Origin of the sequence: Geodermatophilus aquaeductus (assembly GCF_900182545.1) — a bacterium.
Classification (GTDB): Bacteria; Actinomycetota; Actinomycetes; order Mycobacteriales; family Geodermatophilaceae; genus Geodermatophilus; species Geodermatophilus aquaeductus.
The window spans coordinates 666,669-682,139 of the sequence record NZ_FXTJ01000002.1; the positions used below are offsets into that span (position 1 = coordinate 666,669).

General features: G+C 76.8%; 18 protein-coding genes and 1 tRNA gene. 6 read left to right on the forward strand and 13 right to left on the reverse strand.

All coding sequences use genetic code 11. From position 1 onward, the window contains the following. Positions 1-52: 52 nt before the first annotated feature. The 3 genes from FN207_RS08335 to FN207_RS08345 form a co-directional block, all read right to left on the reverse strand. Positions 53-385: a DUF3263 domain-containing protein gene (locus FN207_RS08335; RefSeq protein ID WP_110004381.1), complete on the reverse strand. Its 333-nt coding sequence runs from the start codon at positions 383-385 to the stop codon at positions 53-55. A gap of 85 nt (positions 386-470) precedes the next feature. Further along, a complete protein-coding gene (gene rarD, locus FN207_RS08340) occupies positions 471-1,388 on the reverse strand; it encodes an EamA family transporter RarD (RefSeq protein WP_142457932.1) in 918 nt (305 codons plus the stop codon). A 22-nt stretch (positions 1,389-1,410) separates the two neighbouring features. Then, positions 1,411-1,839, reverse strand: a complete 429-nt coding sequence (locus tag FN207_RS08345) for a CBS domain-containing protein (protein WP_142457934.1) — start codon at positions 1,837-1,839, stop codon at positions 1,411-1,413. A gap of 119 nt (positions 1,840-1,958) precedes the next feature. Between FN207_RS08345 and FN207_RS08350 the strand changes: the two genes are divergently transcribed. Next, on the forward strand, positions 1,959-2,387 hold the full coding sequence (locus FN207_RS08350; protein WP_142457936.1) for a DUF5313 family protein: 429 nt from the start codon (positions 1,959-1,961) through the stop codon (positions 2,385-2,387). Positions 2,388-2,391: 4 nt separating this feature from the next. Here FN207_RS08350 and FN207_RS08355 read toward each other — a convergent pair whose 3' ends face one another. From FN207_RS08355 to FN207_RS08365, 3 genes are all read right to left on the reverse strand, one after another. Beyond that, complete coding sequence (locus tag FN207_RS08355) at positions 2,392-4,269, reverse strand: serine/threonine-protein kinase (RefSeq protein WP_142457938.1); 1,878 nt, start codon at positions 4,267-4,269, stop codon at positions 2,392-2,394. Positions 4,270-4,362: 93 nt separating this feature from the next. Beyond that, positions 4,363-4,435, reverse strand: a tRNA-Thr gene (locus tag FN207_RS08360). A 97-nt stretch (positions 4,436-4,532) separates the two neighbouring features. Continuing rightward, on the reverse strand, positions 4,533-5,132 hold the full coding sequence (locus FN207_RS08365; protein ID WP_185938246.1) for a hypothetical protein: 600 nt from the start codon (positions 5,130-5,132) through the stop codon (positions 4,533-4,535). A 313-nt stretch (positions 5,133-5,445) separates the two neighbouring features. Between FN207_RS08365 and FN207_RS26205 the strand changes: the two genes are divergently transcribed. Then, positions 5,446-5,739 carry a DUF2695 domain-containing protein gene (locus tag FN207_RS26205; protein WP_185938247.1) on the forward strand — a complete coding sequence of 98 codons (294 nt, stop codon included), beginning with the start codon at positions 5,446-5,448 and terminating at the stop codon, positions 5,737-5,739. Here the strand turns inward: FN207_RS26205 and FN207_RS08375 are convergent. Then, a complete protein-coding gene (locus tag FN207_RS08375) occupies positions 5,709-6,422 on the reverse strand; it encodes a hypothetical protein (RefSeq protein ID WP_142457943.1) in 714 nt (237 codons plus the stop codon). The genes FN207_RS26205 and FN207_RS08375 overlap by 31 nt on opposite strands. Before the next feature lie 150 nt (positions 6,423-6,572). On the opposite strand from FN207_RS08375, the gene FN207_RS08380 reads away from it, so the two are divergent. The 3 genes from FN207_RS08380 (at position 6,573) to FN207_RS08390 (ending at position 10,059) form a co-directional block, all read left to right on the forward strand. After that, positions 6,573-7,349, forward strand: coding sequence for an ABC transporter permease (locus tag FN207_RS08380; protein WP_142457945.1), 777 nt, complete (start codon positions 6,573-6,575; stop codon positions 7,347-7,349). A gap of 105 nt (positions 7,350-7,454) precedes the next feature. Then, positions 7,455-8,735 carry a S1C family serine protease gene (locus tag FN207_RS08385; protein WP_246065880.1) on the forward strand — a complete coding sequence of 427 codons (1,281 nt, stop codon included), beginning with the start codon at positions 7,455-7,457 and terminating at the stop codon, positions 8,733-8,735. Positions 8,736-8,784: 49 nt separating this feature from the next. After that, positions 8,785-10,059 carry a DUF445 domain-containing protein gene (locus tag FN207_RS08390; protein ID WP_246065881.1) on the forward strand — a complete coding sequence of 425 codons (1,275 nt, stop codon included), beginning with the start codon at positions 8,785-8,787 and terminating at the stop codon, positions 10,057-10,059. Positions 10,060-10,061: 2 nt separating this feature from the next. Here FN207_RS08390 and FN207_RS08395 read toward each other — a convergent pair whose 3' ends face one another. From FN207_RS08395 to FN207_RS08420, 6 genes are read right to left on the reverse strand one after another with little or no spacing between them, the layout of a single operon-like run. Continuing rightward, entirely contained in the window at positions 10,062-10,547 is a 486-nt protein-coding gene (locus FN207_RS08395) for a cupin domain-containing protein (RefSeq protein ID WP_221888113.1), read from the reverse strand. Further along, entirely contained in the window at positions 10,442-11,419 is a 978-nt protein-coding gene (gene rlmB, locus FN207_RS08400) for a 23S rRNA (guanosine(2251)-2'-O)-methyltransferase RlmB (protein WP_246065882.1), read from the reverse strand. The genes FN207_RS08395 and rlmB overlap by 106 nt, the downstream gene beginning before the upstream one ends. After that, a complete protein-coding gene (gene cysS / locus FN207_RS08405) occupies positions 11,401-12,804 on the reverse strand; it encodes a cysteine--tRNA ligase (protein ID WP_142457953.1) in 1,404 nt (467 codons plus the stop codon). The genes rlmB and cysS overlap by 19 nt, the downstream gene beginning before the upstream one ends. Then, the gene (gene ispF / locus FN207_RS08410) at positions 12,801-13,301 is read right to left on the reverse strand and encodes a 2-C-methyl-D-erythritol 2,4-cyclodiphosphate synthase (RefSeq protein ID WP_142457954.1); all 501 of its coding nucleotides are present in this window, start codon (positions 13,299-13,301) and stop codon (positions 12,801-12,803) included. The genes cysS and ispF overlap by 4 nt, the downstream gene beginning before the upstream one ends. Next, on the reverse strand, positions 13,298-13,960 hold the full coding sequence (gene ispD, locus FN207_RS08415) for a 2-C-methyl-D-erythritol 4-phosphate cytidylyltransferase (protein WP_142457956.1): 663 nt from the start codon (positions 13,958-13,960) through the stop codon (positions 13,298-13,300). The genes ispF and ispD overlap by 4 nt, the downstream gene beginning before the upstream one ends. Before the next feature lie 40 nt (positions 13,961-14,000). Continuing rightward, a complete protein-coding gene (locus tag FN207_RS08420; RefSeq protein WP_073418385.1) occupies positions 14,001-14,483 on the reverse strand; it encodes a CarD family transcriptional regulator in 483 nt (160 codons plus the stop codon). A gap of 121 nt (positions 14,484-14,604) precedes the next feature. On the opposite strand from FN207_RS08420, the gene FN207_RS08425 reads away from it, so the two are divergent. Further along, positions 14,605-15,459, forward strand: a complete 855-nt coding sequence (locus FN207_RS08425) for a UbiA family prenyltransferase (RefSeq protein WP_246065883.1) — start codon at positions 14,605-14,607, stop codon at positions 15,457-15,459. The last annotated feature ends 12 nt before the right edge of the window (positions 15,460-15,471 follow it).

Genomic DNA, 15,471 nt, shown 5'->3' on the forward strand with positions numbered 1-15,471 from the left:
CGGTCCGGTTGGTCACCACCTGGCGCCGCATGCCTGCCCACGGTGACCAAATCTAGAGGGCGGAGGAGTCCTTGCCCAGCAGGTGAGGCGAACGCCGCTGGCGCCGGGCGCTGCGCAGGCGGCGCAGGCGGCGTACCAGCAGGGGGTCGGCGGCCAGTGCCGCCGGGCGGTCCACCAGCGCGTTCAGCACCTGGTAGTAGCGGGTCGGCGGGACGCCGAACTGCTCGCGGATGGCCGTCTCCTTCGCACCGGCGTGGCGCCACCACTGCCGCTCGAAGGCCAGCATCTCGTGCTCGCGCCGGGTCAGGCCCGCGGGCTGCGCGGGACCCTCGCCGGACGCCGTGCCCCCGGGCGGGGAGACCGCGGGAGCAGGGTCGGGGGTCATGGTCGTGTCCGTTCGATCGGGGGGAAGCCGTCACCCAGAACGGTAGGCCCGGGCAGTGACGATTACAGCCCGAACGCGCGGGCGATCACGCCGCGGCCGGCACCTGCTCGGCCGCCGCCCGCCGGTGCGCGGTGCGGGCCGCGCGCAGGCCGTCCACGCTGAACACGGCCAGCGCCGCCCAGACGATCGCGAAGCCCACCAGCCGCGCCGGGGGCATGGGCTCGTGGAACACGAAGACGCCCAGCGCCAGCTGCATGAGCGGCGTGACGTACTGCAGCAGGCCGACCGTCGACAGCGGGATCCTCCGGGCGGCCGCGGCGAACAGCAGCAGCGGCACCGCGGTGGCGATGCCCGAGGCCAGCAACAGCAGCAGGTGGCCGGTGCCGGCCGAGCCCGCGGTCCCCCGCCCCGTGGCCTGCAGCACCGCGAGGAACACCAGCGCGGGGAGGAACGCCACCGCCGTCTCGACGAACAGCCCCGGCGCCGCCTCCACCCGCACCAGCTTCTTGAGCAGGCCGTAGCCGCCGAAGGTGGCGGCCAGGGCCAGGGCGATCCACGGCGGCCGGCCGTGGTCGACGGTCAGGACGACGACCGCCACCGCCGCCAGTCCGACGGCCGCCCACTGCAGCGGCCGCAGCCGCTCGGAGAAGACGACGACGCCGAGCAGCACGCTGACCAGCGGGTTGATGAAGTAGCCGAGCGAGGTCTCCACCACGTGGCCGGAGTTGACGCCGTAGACGAACACCAGCCAGTTGCCCGCGATGAGCACCGAGGCGCCGGCCAGGACGAGCATCGTGCGCCGGTCGGTGACCGCCGCGCGCACGAGCGGCCAGCGGCGCAGCGCGGTCAGCAGCAGCGCGACGAACAGCAGCGACCAGACGATGCGGTGGGCGACGATCTCCACCCCGCCGGCCGGCTCGAGCAGCGGGAAGTACAGGGGGAACAGGCCCCACAGGCCGTACGCGGACAGGCCCGCCGCCGTCCCCAGCCGCCGCTCGTCCACGGCGGCACCGTACGCGGGGCGCTCAGGCCTGGATGTAGTCCACCAGGTGTGCGCGCTCCTGCTCGAGCTCGTCGAGGCGGGCCTTGACGACGTCGCCGATGGAGACGATCCCGAGCAGCCGGCCGTCCTCGACGACGGGGACGTGCCGGACACGGTGGTCGGTCATCGTGCGGGCGAGGTCGTGCACCGAGGCGCCGGGCGGGCAGGTGTGCACGTCGGCGGTCATCAGCGCCGACACCGGCCCGTCGAGGACGCCCGGCCCGGACGCGTGCAGGGCACGGACGACGTCGCGCTCGGAGACGATGCCGTCGACGGCGTCGCCCCCGGCGGAGACGACGAGCGCGCCGATGCCGTGCTCGGCGAGCAGGGCGAGGGCCTCGCGGACGGACCGGTCGGGCGCGACGGTGGCCACGTCGGGGCCCTTGCGGCGGAGCAGCTGGGCGATCTGCACGGACGCCCTCCCTCGGTCGGCGGCAGCAGTGTCCACCCGCCGGCACGCCCGCGACAACGGGCCCGGCCGCGTCTCGCGGGACCGGCTCCGGACTGGACAGCGGGGCCTACCGTCGAGGTGTGCGCACCCAGCACGCCGCACCCGCGACGCCCCGCCCCACGGCCCTGCAGTGGCTCCGCTACGCCTTCGGCGGCGGCCTGCCCCGGGCCCTGGCGCCGTGGGTGCTGTCGGACACCACGCGGCCCGGCTGGGTGCGCCGGCACGTCACGCGGTCGCTGGTGCAGCTGTCCCCGCTCGTCGTGCTCTGCCTGGTCGCCGTCCCGGTGGGGATGGGCTACCGGGTGACCGCGGCGTTCGGGGGCCTGATGGTCGGCCTCATGTACTCGCTGGCGTTCATGGTGGAGACCACCGAGCACCGGGTCGCCAAGGCCGGCTATCCCGCCGGCACCGCGGCGCGGCTGCGTGAGGAGCGTGCCGAGCGGGCGCGGGCCGCCCGCGCCGAGCAGCGCCACACCTACCGCCAGGGCGGCGCCGGCAGCTTCGACTGACCGGTCAGCGCACCAGCCCCACGAGCACGGGCACGGCGGCGTCCCGGAACGCCGGGTCCGCCCGCCCCTCCTGCCCGAGCAGCTCCAGCAGGCCGCCCGCCCGGTTCCCCAGGTCGTAGACCGGCAGCTCCGGCATGTCGCGAAGCGCCGCGAGGACGTCGTCGGCGGCAGGGCCGACGGCGTCCGGGTCCGCCTCGGCACGGGCGAGGAGGCCGGCCAGGGCCCCGAGCGGCGCCGGGTCGGCCAGCTCCCGCAGCGTGGGGACGACCGCCTCGCCGGCGGCGGCAGTGAGCCGGCCCTGCGCCACGCCGGCGGTCACGCTCTCGAGCAGGGCCGTGGCCTCGGCGGCGGTCCGGCCGGCGGGGACCCGGTGGTCCAGTGCCCACAGCCCGTCGAACAGCGCCGTCCCGTCCGGCCCGGCGGCGAGCGGGTCCACGTCCAGCATCGCCACCAGGTCCACGAGCCGGTCGGGCCGGACCAGGTCGCCGAGGACCTCGCCGACCCGCTGGGCGACCCCGGCGTCGAGGTCCCCCGCTCCGGACGCCGCGTCGGCGGAGGCGGCCGCCGCGAGCGCGGCCGCGCGCTGGCCGGGCCCGTCCAGGGACTCGACGCGGCGGAGGTCGGCGAGCACGGCCCCGGCCGCCGGTCCTCCGGCGGCGGGGTCGTCAGCGGCCAGCTCGGCGAGGGCGGGGATCGTCGCGCCCAGGCGCTCCTGCGGCGTGCCGTCGGGAGGCGGCGGCAGGGTGGCCGTCGCGGTCGTGCCGGGCGGCTCCGCGACGCCGCCCCCGGACGGGTCGGCGCCGCCCCGGACGGCGACGAGGACGACGGCGAGGAGGACCGCCGCCGCCAGCCCGGCCAGGAGCCACGCTCCCCGGTGGTGCCGCACGGGGGCGCGGTGGCTGGTGTGCACCGGGACGCGGGCGGCGCCGGCGGGTGCCACGGGTGGGACCGGGACGAGGGCCGGGCCGTGCGGCACCACGCGCAGCACCGCGGTGCGGGTGAGGACGTCGGGGACCGCGGCGCGCAGCGGACCGGCCGGCGCGGTCCCGGCCGCCCGCGTCGTGGCGACGGCGCCCAGCGCCTGCTCCAGCTCACGCGCGCCGATCCGCCGCGCCGGGTCGGGCTCGAGCGCCCGGGCGAGCACCGGCCCGAGGTCGCCGGCGCGGGCGGAGGGCTCGTACCCGCCCTCGGCGACGGCGGCCAGCGTCGCCTGGGCGTCGTCGCCCCGGTACGGCGGGCGGCCCTCGACCGCGGTGGCCAGCGTGGCGCCCAGCGACCAGGTGTCCGCCGCGGGGCCGGGCACCGCGCCGCGGGCGACCTCGGGGGCGCAGTAGCCCGGGGAGGCGACCACCAGCCCGGTGCCGGCCAGGACGGCGTCCCCGGCTGCGGGGACGACCCCGAAGCCGGTGAGCAGGACCCGGCCCGGCGAGCCGTCCGACGGCGTGCCGATCAGGACGCTGTCCGGCGTCAGGTCCCGGTGCAGGAGACCCCGCTCGTGGGCCGCCTCGAGGACGCCCAGCACGGCCAGCCCGACCAGCGCGGCGCGCTGCGGTGACAGCGGCCCCTCGCGCGCCAGCACCTCCGACAGCCGCAGGCCCGCGACGTCTGGCAGGACCAGCGAGGTGACCGCGCCGTCGTCGACGACGTCGAGGACGGCCAGGGTGCCGGGGTGGTCGAGCCCGGCCACCGCCCGGACCTCCTGCAGACAGCGCTGGCGGCCGGCGGCACGGGCGTCCTCGGGCCAGCCGTCGGGGAGGCGGACCTCCCGCAGGACCACCGCCCGCCCGAGGACGACGTCCTCCGCGCGCCGGTCGGCGCCCACCTGCCCGGTGGGCCGGTAGCGCCCGGCGATGAGCTGCCCGTCGTCCGCCGCTGGGGCCATCCGGGTCCGGTACCCGGTCCGACCAGCGGATACGCGGTGAGGGCGGGCGCCGCTGCGTCACCGCGCGCTGACAGCGGGCACGCGGGGAGGGAGAGCCGACGGGGGGACTCGAACCCCCAACCGCCCGATTACAAGTCGGGTGCGCTACCAGTTGCGCCACGCCGGCGGGACACGGGAACACGTCCCGGGACAAGGATAGGGACAGCGCGGGTGACGACTCGGCGGCTCCGGTCCGGCCCCGGTCCGCGTGTCCCGGCCGGATCTCACACGAGCTTGGGGAAGGTGGTGAGGAGCGTCATGCCGACGGCCGCGAGGACGAGGCCGGTCCCGAGCAGCACCCACTGAGATCGGCGGCCCCGCACTCTGCCGGCCATCGCCATGAAGAAGAGGACGGCGGCGAAGAGCACCGTGAGAACCGTGTAGTTGTCGCTGCGCTGGTTGTTGACGAGAGCCGCCTCGAACCGGCCTGACGCCCGCTCGTCGGCCGCCGCGGCTGCCAGTCTCTCCGGCAGGACGTACGACGCCATGGCGAACGGGGAGTCAGGAGCGCCCTCGGAGGCGCCGCCCGCCGCGAGCCAGTCCCGGTGAGCGCTCGACAGGGGCTCGGGGAACCGTTCGACGAGGAACTCGCCCAGTTGCACCTCTCCCGCCCCTTCGGCGGCCACCCACTGGGTCCACAGCCCGATGTGGTTGGACTGGCGCGCGTTCGCGGTGGCTTCGGAGCGAGCCGCCTCGATCCGGGTCGACGACGCCTCGCTGAAGGCGATCGACATGGCCCCGCCCCACTTGCTGGCCTGGAAGGCCGACCACGCGGTGAGGATCGTCGTCACCGCCAGCACCAGCACGGTGACGAGCTCCATCACCCCGCCGGGGGTGTCCCGCGCCGCATCACGGCCGGCGGCCGTGCCGGTGTCCCCGGAACCGGAGCGGGAGCCGGATCCACCGTCCGCGACCTGGACGCCGTCCTCCGACGCTGACCTCACGGCAGACCTCCGATCGGATCAGGGCGGCCCACCGTGCACGCGGATGCTGCCGATCTCATCCCCCCGACCGGGTGACCCACGGGCGGCACGGCCGTCGCTGCGCAGGCCACTCGACGTCCCACCGGAGGCGTGCGGGCAGGACGGCATCACGACAGGGCTCGACCCACGGGCTCCTCCTGCCGATGCTGACGACGTGGCACCGATCGACGACCAGGCCGGGCTCCTGCCGCTGGACCGGACCCAGCTGGACGCGCTGCGCGAGCACCTCGACGCCGTGATCGCGGCCGCGGGCTGCGACCGGACCCACCGCGCCACCGACGCGTGGGCGGCCGGGCACGGCATCGCCCTCGACCGCCTGCACGAGGGCCTGGAGGAGTACGGCGGCTTCTGCGACTGCGAGGTCGTGATGAACGTCGACCCGGTCGTCGTCTTCGACGAGCTCGTCGACGAGGTCGCTCAGGCGGCGTCGGGCCCCTCGGTCAGGTAGTCGGCCGGGTCGCTGCCCGGCAGCGGCCCCTCGGCCAGCCAGCGGGCGAAGCCGGCCGGGTCGCGGCGCTCGAGCTCGTCCAGGGCGTCCTGGCGGCGCCGGACGATCGACTGCCGCGCCGCCGGGTCGAGCCGGCCGGCCAGGGCCTCGGTCGTGGCCAGCCACTCGCGGCCCAGCGCGGCGGTGCTCAGCGTCGCCACCGGCGGCTGGAACGTCACCGTCCCGCCGGCCTCGGCGGGGCGGACGCCGCCCACCGGCCGCTGCGGCGCGGGCGCGGGGAGCCGCCCGCCGGCCGGCAGGTCGTCGGGCGCGACCGGCCGGACCGGGGTGCCGGCACGCAGCAGCCACAGCCCCAGCGCGCCGACGGCGAGGACGGCACCGGCCAGGGCGGTGAGCGCGGCACCGCCCAGGACCGCGGTGCCCGACAGGAACAGCAGCACGCCGATGGTCAGCGCGCCGGTGCGCCAGGCGGCCTCCAGCGGCGTCCGCCGCGGGGGCCCGTCGGCCTCGGCCAGGGACTCGCGGGCCACCCCGCCGGCCAGGCAGGCGGTGACGACCGCGGCCAGGCCCACGGCGAGCAGCCCGGGGGGCCGCAGGGCGAGGCCGCCGATCCCGGCCACCGCGAGCGCGGTCAGGGCGGCGAGGCCCACGAGCAGGCGGGCGGGCAGACCTCGGGTCGACACGAGCAGCCTCCGGGGGAGCAGGCCGGGCAGGAGGGCCGGCCTGCTCCGGGGGGAGCGACCGGGCTCCCCCTCTACCCCGCGACCGTCCCCTCGCACACCGTGGTCGGCGTGTCGCAGGCCGCGGCGGGGCGGACGGCAGGATCGGCGCCCGTGGGGACCTCCGTCGTCGAGCTCGGCCCGCGGCTGGCCGTCGTCCTGGTGCTGCTCACCGCCCTGGCGGCGGCGGGCGGGCGGCTGTCCGGACTGGGCCAGGAGCGGCCGGTGGTCGTCGCGGCGCTGCGGGCCACCGCGCAGCTGGCGGCGGTGTCGGCGGTGCTGGTGGTCGTCGTCCGCTCGCTGTGGCTGTCGGCGGCCTTCGCGCTGCTCATGGTCACGGTCGCGGCGGTCACGGCGGCCGGGCGGGTGAGCGGCCTGCCGCTGCGGGCGCCCGGCGCGTCCCGCCGGGTGGCGGCCGCGGCCCTGGCGGTCGCCGGCGGCGCGGCGCCCGTGGTCGCGCTGGTCCTGGCCAGCGGGACGGTGCCGCTGCGCGGCGAGGCGGTCATCCCGATCGTCGGCATCCTCGTCGGCGGCGCGATGACGGCGACGTCCCTGGCCGGCCGGCGGCTGCGGGAGGAGCTGACCACCCGCCGCGGGGAGGTGGAGGCGGCGCTGGCGCTGGGCCTGCTCCCCCGCGACGCCGTCCTCGAGGTCGCCCGGCCGTCGGCGGCCACCGCACTCCTGCCGCCGCTGGACCAGACCCGCACCGTGGGCCTGGTGACCCTGCCCGGCGCCTACGTGGGCGTGCTGCTCGGCGGCGGCAGCCCGCTGGCCGCCGGCGCCGCGCAGCTGCTGGTCCTGCTCGGGCTGCTGGCCGTCGAGGTCGCGGCTATCTGGCTGGTCACCGAGCTCGTCGCCCGCGGGCGGGTGCTGTCCGGCCTCCCTCGCTGAGCGCCCCCAGACACCTCACAGGCGCTCCCCAGGGCCCCGCCAGACCCCGGGCCGATGGTGGTCCCCAGAGCGGCGGACGACCGCCCAGGAGGAGGACCACCGACAGTGAACGGACACCCGTACCCCGACCCGGCGCAGCCCCAGCCGCAGCCGCAGCCGACCGGGGCGACCCCGGGGTGGACCCCGCCGCCGTCCGCCGGCTCCTGGTACCCGCCGGCCGCCCCCGCGACGGCGACCCTGCCGCCGCTGGCGCCTCCCCCGGTCCCGGCTCCGGAGACGCGGCGCGCCGGGCGGCTGCGGATCGGCGTCGCCGGCCTGCTGGCCGGCGCCCTCATCGGCGGCGGGACCGGAGCCGGCGTCGTCGCCCTCACCGACGGCGGCGGCAGCGGCACCGGCACGACCCCCTCGGCGCAGTCGGTGGTCATCACCGACCCCGAGAACGCGACCGCGGTGACCGCCGCCGCCGCGAAGGCCTCGCCCAGCGTGGTCACCGTCTACGTCACCAGCGGCTCCGGCTCCGGCAGCGGCTCGGGCGTCGTGCTCTCCGCCGACGGCTACGTCCTCACCAACAACCACGTCGTCACGCTCGACAGCAGCACCGACGGGGCGACGGTGCAGGTGCGCACCTCCGACGGCACGCTCTACGACGCGACCGTCGTCGGCACCGACCCGACGTCGGACCTCGCCGTCATCCGGCTGCAGGACGCCAGTGACCTCACCCCGGCCACCTTCGCCGACTCCGACGACGTGCAGGTCGGCGACCTCGCCGTCGCGATCGGTGCGCCGCTCGGCCTGTCCGACACCGTCACCGACGGGATCATCAGCGCCACCGACCGCGCGGTGGCCACCGGCTCCACCCAGGACGACGCCACGGTCATCGACGCCCTGCAGACCGACGCCGCCATCAACCCCGGCAACTCCGGCGGCGCGCTCGTCGACGGGGCGGGCGAGGTCGTGGGCATCAACACCGCGATCGCCTCGGTGGCCTCCGGGGCGCCCGGCTCGTCGTCGCAGAGCGGCAACATCGGCGTCGGCTTCGCGATCCCGAGCAACACGGCGAAGCGGATCGCCGACGAGATCGTGCAGACCGGCTCGGCCACCCACGCCGTCCTCGGGGTCAACGCCCAGACCGCCGGCGGCAGCGCCTCCGGCGAGGTCGGCACCGGCGCGCAGGTCGTCCAGGTCCAGCCCGGCGGTGCCGCCGAGGACGCCGGGCTCCAGGCCGGCGACGTCGTGACCGCGGTCGGCGACCGGGTGGTCACCAGCTCCACCGAGCTCACCGCCGCCATCCGCAGCTCCGCCCCCGGCGACACGGTGCAGCTGACCGTCCAGCGCGGCGGGCGGACGACCACCGTCGAGGTGACCCTCGGCAGCAGCGCGGGCTGACTCTCCGCTGCCCGGGATGACACCCTCCTCCGCCTCTAGGCTGGGGAGGGTGTCGTCCCTGAGCGCCCCGCTGGCCTCCTCGCTCGACGACCCGGAGCGCGCCGCCGGTCTGCGGCGCATGAAGCGACTGGCCACCAGCCTCTTCCTGGTGGCCGCGGTGGTCTTCCTCGGGTGCGTGCTGCTCGGCGACGAGGCCGGCCCCTGGGTCGGCTACGTGCGGGCCACCGCCGAGGCCTCGATGGTGGGCGCGCTGGCCGACTGGTTCGCCGTCACCGCCCTGTTCCGGCACCCGCTGCGGATCCCGATCCCGCACACCGCGATCATCCCGCGCAAGAAGGACCAGATCGGCGCGAGCCTCGGCGCGTTCGTCGAGGAGAACTTCCTGACCCGCGCCGTCGTCGAGGACAAGCTGGCCACCGTCGACGTGCCCGGCCGGATCGGGGACTTCCTCGCCGCACCCGGCCGCGCCGAGCGGCTGGCCGGCGACGCCGCCGCCGCGCTGGCCGGCCTCACCGACCTGCTGCGCGACGACGACGTGCAGGAGGCGGTGTCGGGCCTGGTCGACCGCAAGCTGCACGAGACGCCGGCCGCGCCGGTGCTCGCCCGGGTGCTGGAGCTGGTGGTCGACGGCGACCGGCACCAGGAGGTGCTCTCGGCGGCGCTGCGCTACCTCGCCCGCTTCCTGGAGGAGAACCGGATCGTCTTCCGCGCCCAGCTGGGCGACGCCTCGCCCTCCTGGGTGCCCGACTGGGTCGACGACCGGGTCTTCGACCGCGTCCTGGCCGGCGTGCTGCGCTTCCTGGACGAGGTCGGCGCCTCCCGCGACCACGAGCTGCGGCGGGTCTACGACGCCCGGCTGCGCACGTACGTGCACCAGTTGCGCACCGACCCCGACACCGCCGCGCGGGTCGAGGCGTTCAAGAAGGAGCTGCTGGAGCACCCGGCGGTGCGCACCTGGTCCTCGTCGCTGTGGACCAACGCCAAGACGGCGTTCCTCACCGCCGCCGCCGACCCGGACTCCGAGCTGCGGGCCCGGGTCATCGGCTTCATCCGCGACGGCGCCCGGATGCTGAGGACCGACGAGCGGGTGCGCGAGCGGGTGCAGCGGCAGTCGGTGCGCGTGGCCGGCTACCTGGTCGAGCGCTTCGCCACCGACGTCGCCGACGTCGTCGGCACCACGGTGGCGCGCTGGGACACCGAGGAGACCAGCCGGCGCATCGAGCTGCAGGTTGGCCGCGACCTGCAGTTCATCCGCATCAACGGCACCGTCGTCGGCGGCCTGGCCGGGCTGGTCATCTACACCGTCGCCCAGCTGCTGGGCTGAGCTCAGGCGAGGCGGAACCCACTCCACTCGAAGCCGGGCGAGACGACGCAGGTGACCAGGACCTCCGTGCCGGCCGGCTCGGTCGCCTGCCACGTCCCGGCCGGCACGAGCACCTGGACGACGTCACGCCCCAGCACCCGGCGCTCGGGGTCGGCCGCGGGAGCGGGAGCCAGCAGCAGCGGCAGCTCGCCGGGGCCGTGCCACAGCCACAGCTCGTCGGCGTCGACGGCGTGCCAGGCCGAGCGCTCCCCCGGCGCGAGCAGGAAGAGGATCGCGCTCGCGGCCGGACGGCCGCCGACCGTGGCGGGCGCGGTCCACGTCCGCCGGTACCAGCCGCCCTCGGGGTGCGGCTCCAGCCCGAGCCGGGCCGCGGTCCCGGGGATCAGCCGCGCGCCTGGGCGGCCGCGTAGAGGGCGATGCTCGCCGCGACGCTGACGTTGAGCGACTCGGTGTCGCGGGCGATCGGGATGCGGACGACGACGTCGCAGCGCTCGCGCACCAGCCGCGAGAGCCCTGCCCCCTCCGCGCCGACGACGAGGGCCACCGGGTCGGCCAGGCCGTCGTAGTCGCCCAGGTCGATGTCGCCGTCGCCGGCCAGGCCCACCGTCTGCAGCCCGGCGTCCTGGTAGGAGGCGAGTGCGCGGGCGAGGTTGACCGCGCGGGCCACCGGCAGCCTGGCGGCCGCGCCGGCGCTGGTGCGCCAGGCCGAGGCGGTCATGCCGACCGAGCGGCGCTGCGGCACGACGACGCCGTGCGCGGCGAACGCGGCCGCCGAGCGCACCACGGCGCCGAGGTTGCGGGGGTCGGTGACGCCGTCCATGGCGACGACCAGCGGCGGGCGGCCGGAGTCGCGGGCGACGTCGAGCAGGTCGTCGGGGTGGGCGTACTCGTAGGGCGGGACCTGCAGGCCGATGCCCTGGTGCAGCGCGCCGTTGGACATCCGGTCGAACTCGGCCTTGCCCACCTCGAGCAGCGGCAGACCGCGGTCGCCGGCCAGGTGCAGCGCCTCGGTGATCCGCTCGTCGGTCGCCGTGCGGGTGTCCCCCGTGACGACGTAGAGCGCGGTGGCCGGGATGTGCGCGCGCAGCGCCTCGACGACGGGGTTGCGGCCGAGCAGCAGCTCCGGCGTCTCCTCGGCGCGCTGGCGGCTGCGGTCGCGCTCGGCCCGGCGGCGGGCGTCGGCCTGGGCCTTGCGCTGCGCCGGGTGGCCCTTGCGCATCTCGGCCGGCGGGGTCGCCCCCCGGCCGGCGAGCGAGCGGCGGTTCTTGCCGCCGGTGCCGGCGGTGGCGGTCTTCTTGCCGGCACCGCTCGTGCGGCCGCGGCGCTGGCTGTTGCCGGCCATCAGCGGGTCAGCTCCCATCGGGGTCCCTGCGGGGTGTCCTCGACCTGCACGCCGAGGGCGGTGAGCTGGTCGCGCAGCGTGTCGGCCGCCGCGTAGTCCTTGCGGGCGCGGGCGGCCTGCCGCTGCTCGAGCGCCAGGCGCACGAGGCCGTCGGTGACCCCGGCCAGCCGGTCGTCGGTGCCGCCGCCGGCCGCCCAGTGCGGGTCGAGCGGGTCGAGCCCGAGGACGCCGAGCATGCCGCGCACCGCGCCGAGCGCCTCGGCCGTCGCGGCGTCGTCGCCGTCGGCCAGGGCGGTGTTGCCGGCCCGGACCACCTCGTGCACGACCGCGACGGCGGCCGGCGTGCCCAGGTCGTCGTCCATCGCCTCGCGGAAGGCCGGGGGCAGCCTGGTCGGGACGTCCCGGCCGGCCCGCTCGGCGGCGCGGTGCACGAAGGACTCGATCCGGCGGTAGGCGGCGCCGGCCTCGGCCAGCGCGGCGTCGGTGAACTCCACCGTCGACCGGTAGTGCGGCGCGACGAGGTAGTAGCGGAGCTCGACCGGCCGCACCCGGCGGACCACCTCGTCGACCAGCGCGGTGTTGCCCAGCGACTTGCTCATCTTCTCGCCGCCGAGGGTCACCCAGCCGTTGTGCATCCAGTACCGGGCGAACGGGTCGCCGGCGGCGCGCGACTGGGCCTGCTCGTTCTCGTGGTGCGGGAAGCGCAGGTCCAGGCCGCCGCCGTGGATGTCGAACTCCGGGCCGAGGTAGCGCCCGGCCATCGCCGAGCACTCCAGGTGCCAGCCGGGCCGGCCGCGACCCCAGGGCGTGGGCCAGCTGGCGGTCTCGGGCTCGCCGGGCTTGACGGCCTTCCACAGCGCGAAGTCGCGCGGGTCGCGCTTGCGGTCGTCGGTGTCGGTGTCGGCGGCGGGCTCGAGGTCCTCGACCCGCTGCCGGGTCAGCGCGCCGTACTCGGGGAAGGACCGGACGTCGAAGTACACGTCGCCGTCGGCCGCGTACGCGTGCCCGCGCTCGATGAGCCGCTCCATGAGCATGACCATGTCCGGGACGTGCCCGGTCGCGCGCGGCTCGTAGGTGGGCGGCAGGACGCCGAGGACGTCGTAGGCGCGGGTGCAGGCCAGCTCGTTGGTGTACGCCCAGGCCCACCACGGCACGCCGTGCTCGCCGGCCTTGGTGAGGATCTTGTCGTCGATGTCGGTGACGTTGCGGACGTAGGTGACCTCGAGGCCGCTCGCGGTCAGCCACCGGCGCAGGACGTCGAAGGCGACGGCGGCGCGCACGTGCCCGACGTGCGGCGGTCCCTGCACGGTGAGCCCGCACACGTACACGGAGGCCTGCCCGGGACGCAGGGGCGTGAACTCCCGGACCGCGCGCGCGGCCGTGTCGTGGAGGCGGAGGGTCACTGCGGGGAGTCTACGGAACCCGCCCGGACCACCAGGGCCGTCGCCACCGCTGCCCGGCCCTCGCCGCGGCCGACCAGCCCCAGCCCGTCGGTGGTGGTGGCCGTGACGCTGACCGGGGCGCCCAGGGCCGCCGACAGTGCCGCCTCCGCCTCGGCCCGGCGCGGGCCGAGCTTCGGGGTGGGCGACACCAGCTGGACGGCGGCGTTGCCGACCCGCCAGCCGGCGGTGGCCAGCGTCTCCCGGACGTGCTCGAGGACGGCGACGCCGCGGGCGCCGGCCCAGCGCGGGTCGTCGGTGCCGAGCAGCCCGCCGATGTCGCCGAGGCCGGCGGCCGACAGCACCGCGTCGGTGAGGGCGTGGGCGACGACGTCGCCGTCGGAGTGCCCGGCGCAGCCGTCGGCGCCGGGCCAGGACAGGCCGGCCAGCCAGCACTCGCGGCCGGCCTCGACCGGGTGGACGTCGACGCCGAGGCCGATGCGCGGCAGCTCGGCGCTCACCGGGCGGCCAGCATCTCGGCGACGCGCAGGTCGTGCGGCACGGTGACCTTCGCGGCGCGCTCGTCGCCGGCCACGGTGGTCACGGGGATGCCGGACGCGCGGACCACGGCGGCGTCGTCGGTGAGCTCCGCGCCGAGCGGCAGGCCCGCGTACCCGTCGGCGAGCACGACGCGGGAGAAGCCCTGCGGGGTCTGCACCCGGCGCAGGGCGGCACGGTCGGGGGCCGCCGTCACCGTGCCCTCGGCGTCCACCACCACGGTCGTGTCGACGACGGGCAGCACCGGGACGACGGCGAGCGCGCCGGCGGCCAGTGCGGCGAGGACGCGGGCCACCACGTCCGGCGGGGTCAGCGGGCGGGCGGCGTCGTGGACCAGGACGGCGTCGACGCCGGGGCCGACGGCCGCCAGCGCGGCGCGCACCGACGCGGTGCGGGTGGCACCGCCCTCCACGAGGCGGACCCGGCTGGGCAGCGCGGCCGCGAACTGGTCGTGCTCGGCGGCGGGGACCGCGACGACGACCTCGTCGACACCGCCGGCGAGGAGAGTGTCGACCGCCCAGGCGACGAGCGGGCGGCCGGCGAGGTCGACCAGCGCCTTGGGCCTGTCGGCCCCCAGACGCGAACCACTCCCGGCCGCTGCGACGATGCCGGCAGCGGACACGGGAGCGGTCCGGTGGTACGAGGGTGCGAGGGTGCGGGGCTCAGCTGGCGAGGACCTCGTCGAGCAGCACCTCGGCCTTGTCCTCGTTGGTGCCCTCGGCGAGCGCGAGCTCGCTGACCAGGATCTGGCGGGCCTTCGACAGCATCCGCTTCTCACCGGCGGACAGGCCGCGGTCCTTGTCGCGACGCCACAGGTCACGGACGACCTCGGCCACCTTGTTCACGTCACCCGAGGCCAGCTTCTCGAGGTTGGCCTTGTAGCGGCGCGACCAGTTGGTCGGCTCCTCGGTGTGCGGGGCCCGCAGGACCTCGAACACGCGGTTGAGCCCGTCCTGCCCGACGACGTCACGGACGCCGACGATCTCTGCGTTGTCGGCCGGAACGCGCACGGTCAGGTCGCCCTGGGCGACCTTCAGCACGAGGTAGGCCTTCTCTTCACCCTTGATGACCCGCGTCTCGATCGCCTCGATCAGAGCGGCACCGTGGTGCGGGTAGACGACGGTCTCGCCGACAGTGAAGCCCATGTGTGTTAGACCCCTTTCGCTGTCCCCAGGTTACCACGGCACACTGACGCCCGGAACGGCCGATCGACGGATATCCGCAGGTCAGAGGCCTGATGAAGTACCAGGGAGGGGTTGACAGGGCGTGGTCGGTGTGCCTGCGCGGGCCTCGCGGCGCCCCTCCGTCCGGGCGCTCGTGCTGGCCACGCACGCGCCGCCGGCGGTCGCCGTCACCCTCGTCGCCACCCTGCTGGCGGTGACCGCGCAGGTGTCGCCGGGGCGCGTGGTCCTCGTGGGACTGGCCGTCCTCGCAGGTCAGGCGTCCATCGGGTGGAGCAACGACTGGCTCGACGCCGACCGCGACCGCGCCGTCGCGCGGTCGGACAAGCCGGTCGTGCAGGGCGCCGTCGACCCCGCGGTGCTGCGCACGGCGGCCCTCGCGTCGGCCGCGGCGGCCGTCGTCCTCTCGCTGCTGCTCGGGTGGGTGCCCGGCCTGCTGCTGCTGGTCCTGGTGGCCAGCGGGTGGGCCTACAACGCCGGTCTCAAGCGGACGGCGGCGTCGGGGGTGCCCTACGTGACCGGGTTCGGCGCGCTGCCGGCCGGGGTGGTGGCCGCGGCGCCCGGCGTCCCGGTCGCGCCGTGGTGGCTGCCGGTCGCCGGTGCCGCCCTGGGGGCCGCGGCGCACCTGGCCAACGTCGCCCCCGACATCGCCGACGACCTCGCCACGGGGGTGCGCGGGCTGCCGCACCGCCTGGGCCCGCGCCTCTCGGCGGTCGTGGGCGCGGTGCTGCTCGGGACGGCGTCGCTGGTGCTCGTGCTGGGCCCGGCCGGGCCGCCCGCGTGGTGGGGCTGGGCCGGGCTGGTGCTGGCGGTGCCCGCGGTCGCGGTCGCCGCCCTCGCGGGGACGGCCCGCTTCCGCCGGCTGGCGTTCCCGGCGGTGATGCTGCTGACCGTCCTCGACGTGGTGCTGCTGCTGGCCGGCGGGGCCGCGCTCACCTGAGCGCGGCCCCGC

Bases quoted from the DNA above. Each gene is read 5' to 3' on its own strand.
- FN207_RS08335 (WP_110004381.1), bottom strand. From the start codon at position 385: ATGACCCCCGACCCTGCTCCCGCGGTCTCCCCGCCCGGGGGCACGGCG.
- FN207_RS08355 (WP_142457938.1), bottom strand. From the start codon at position 4,269: ATGGCCCCAGCGGCGGACGACGGGCAGCTCATCGCCGGGCGCTACCGG.
- rlmB (WP_246065882.1), bottom strand. From the start codon at position 11,419: ATGGGAGCTGACCCGCTGATGGCCGGCAACAGCCAGCGCCGCGGCCGC.
- FN207_RS08420 (WP_073418385.1), bottom strand. From the start codon at position 14,483: ATGGGCTTCACTGTCGGCGAGACCGTCGTCTACCCGCACCACGGTGCC.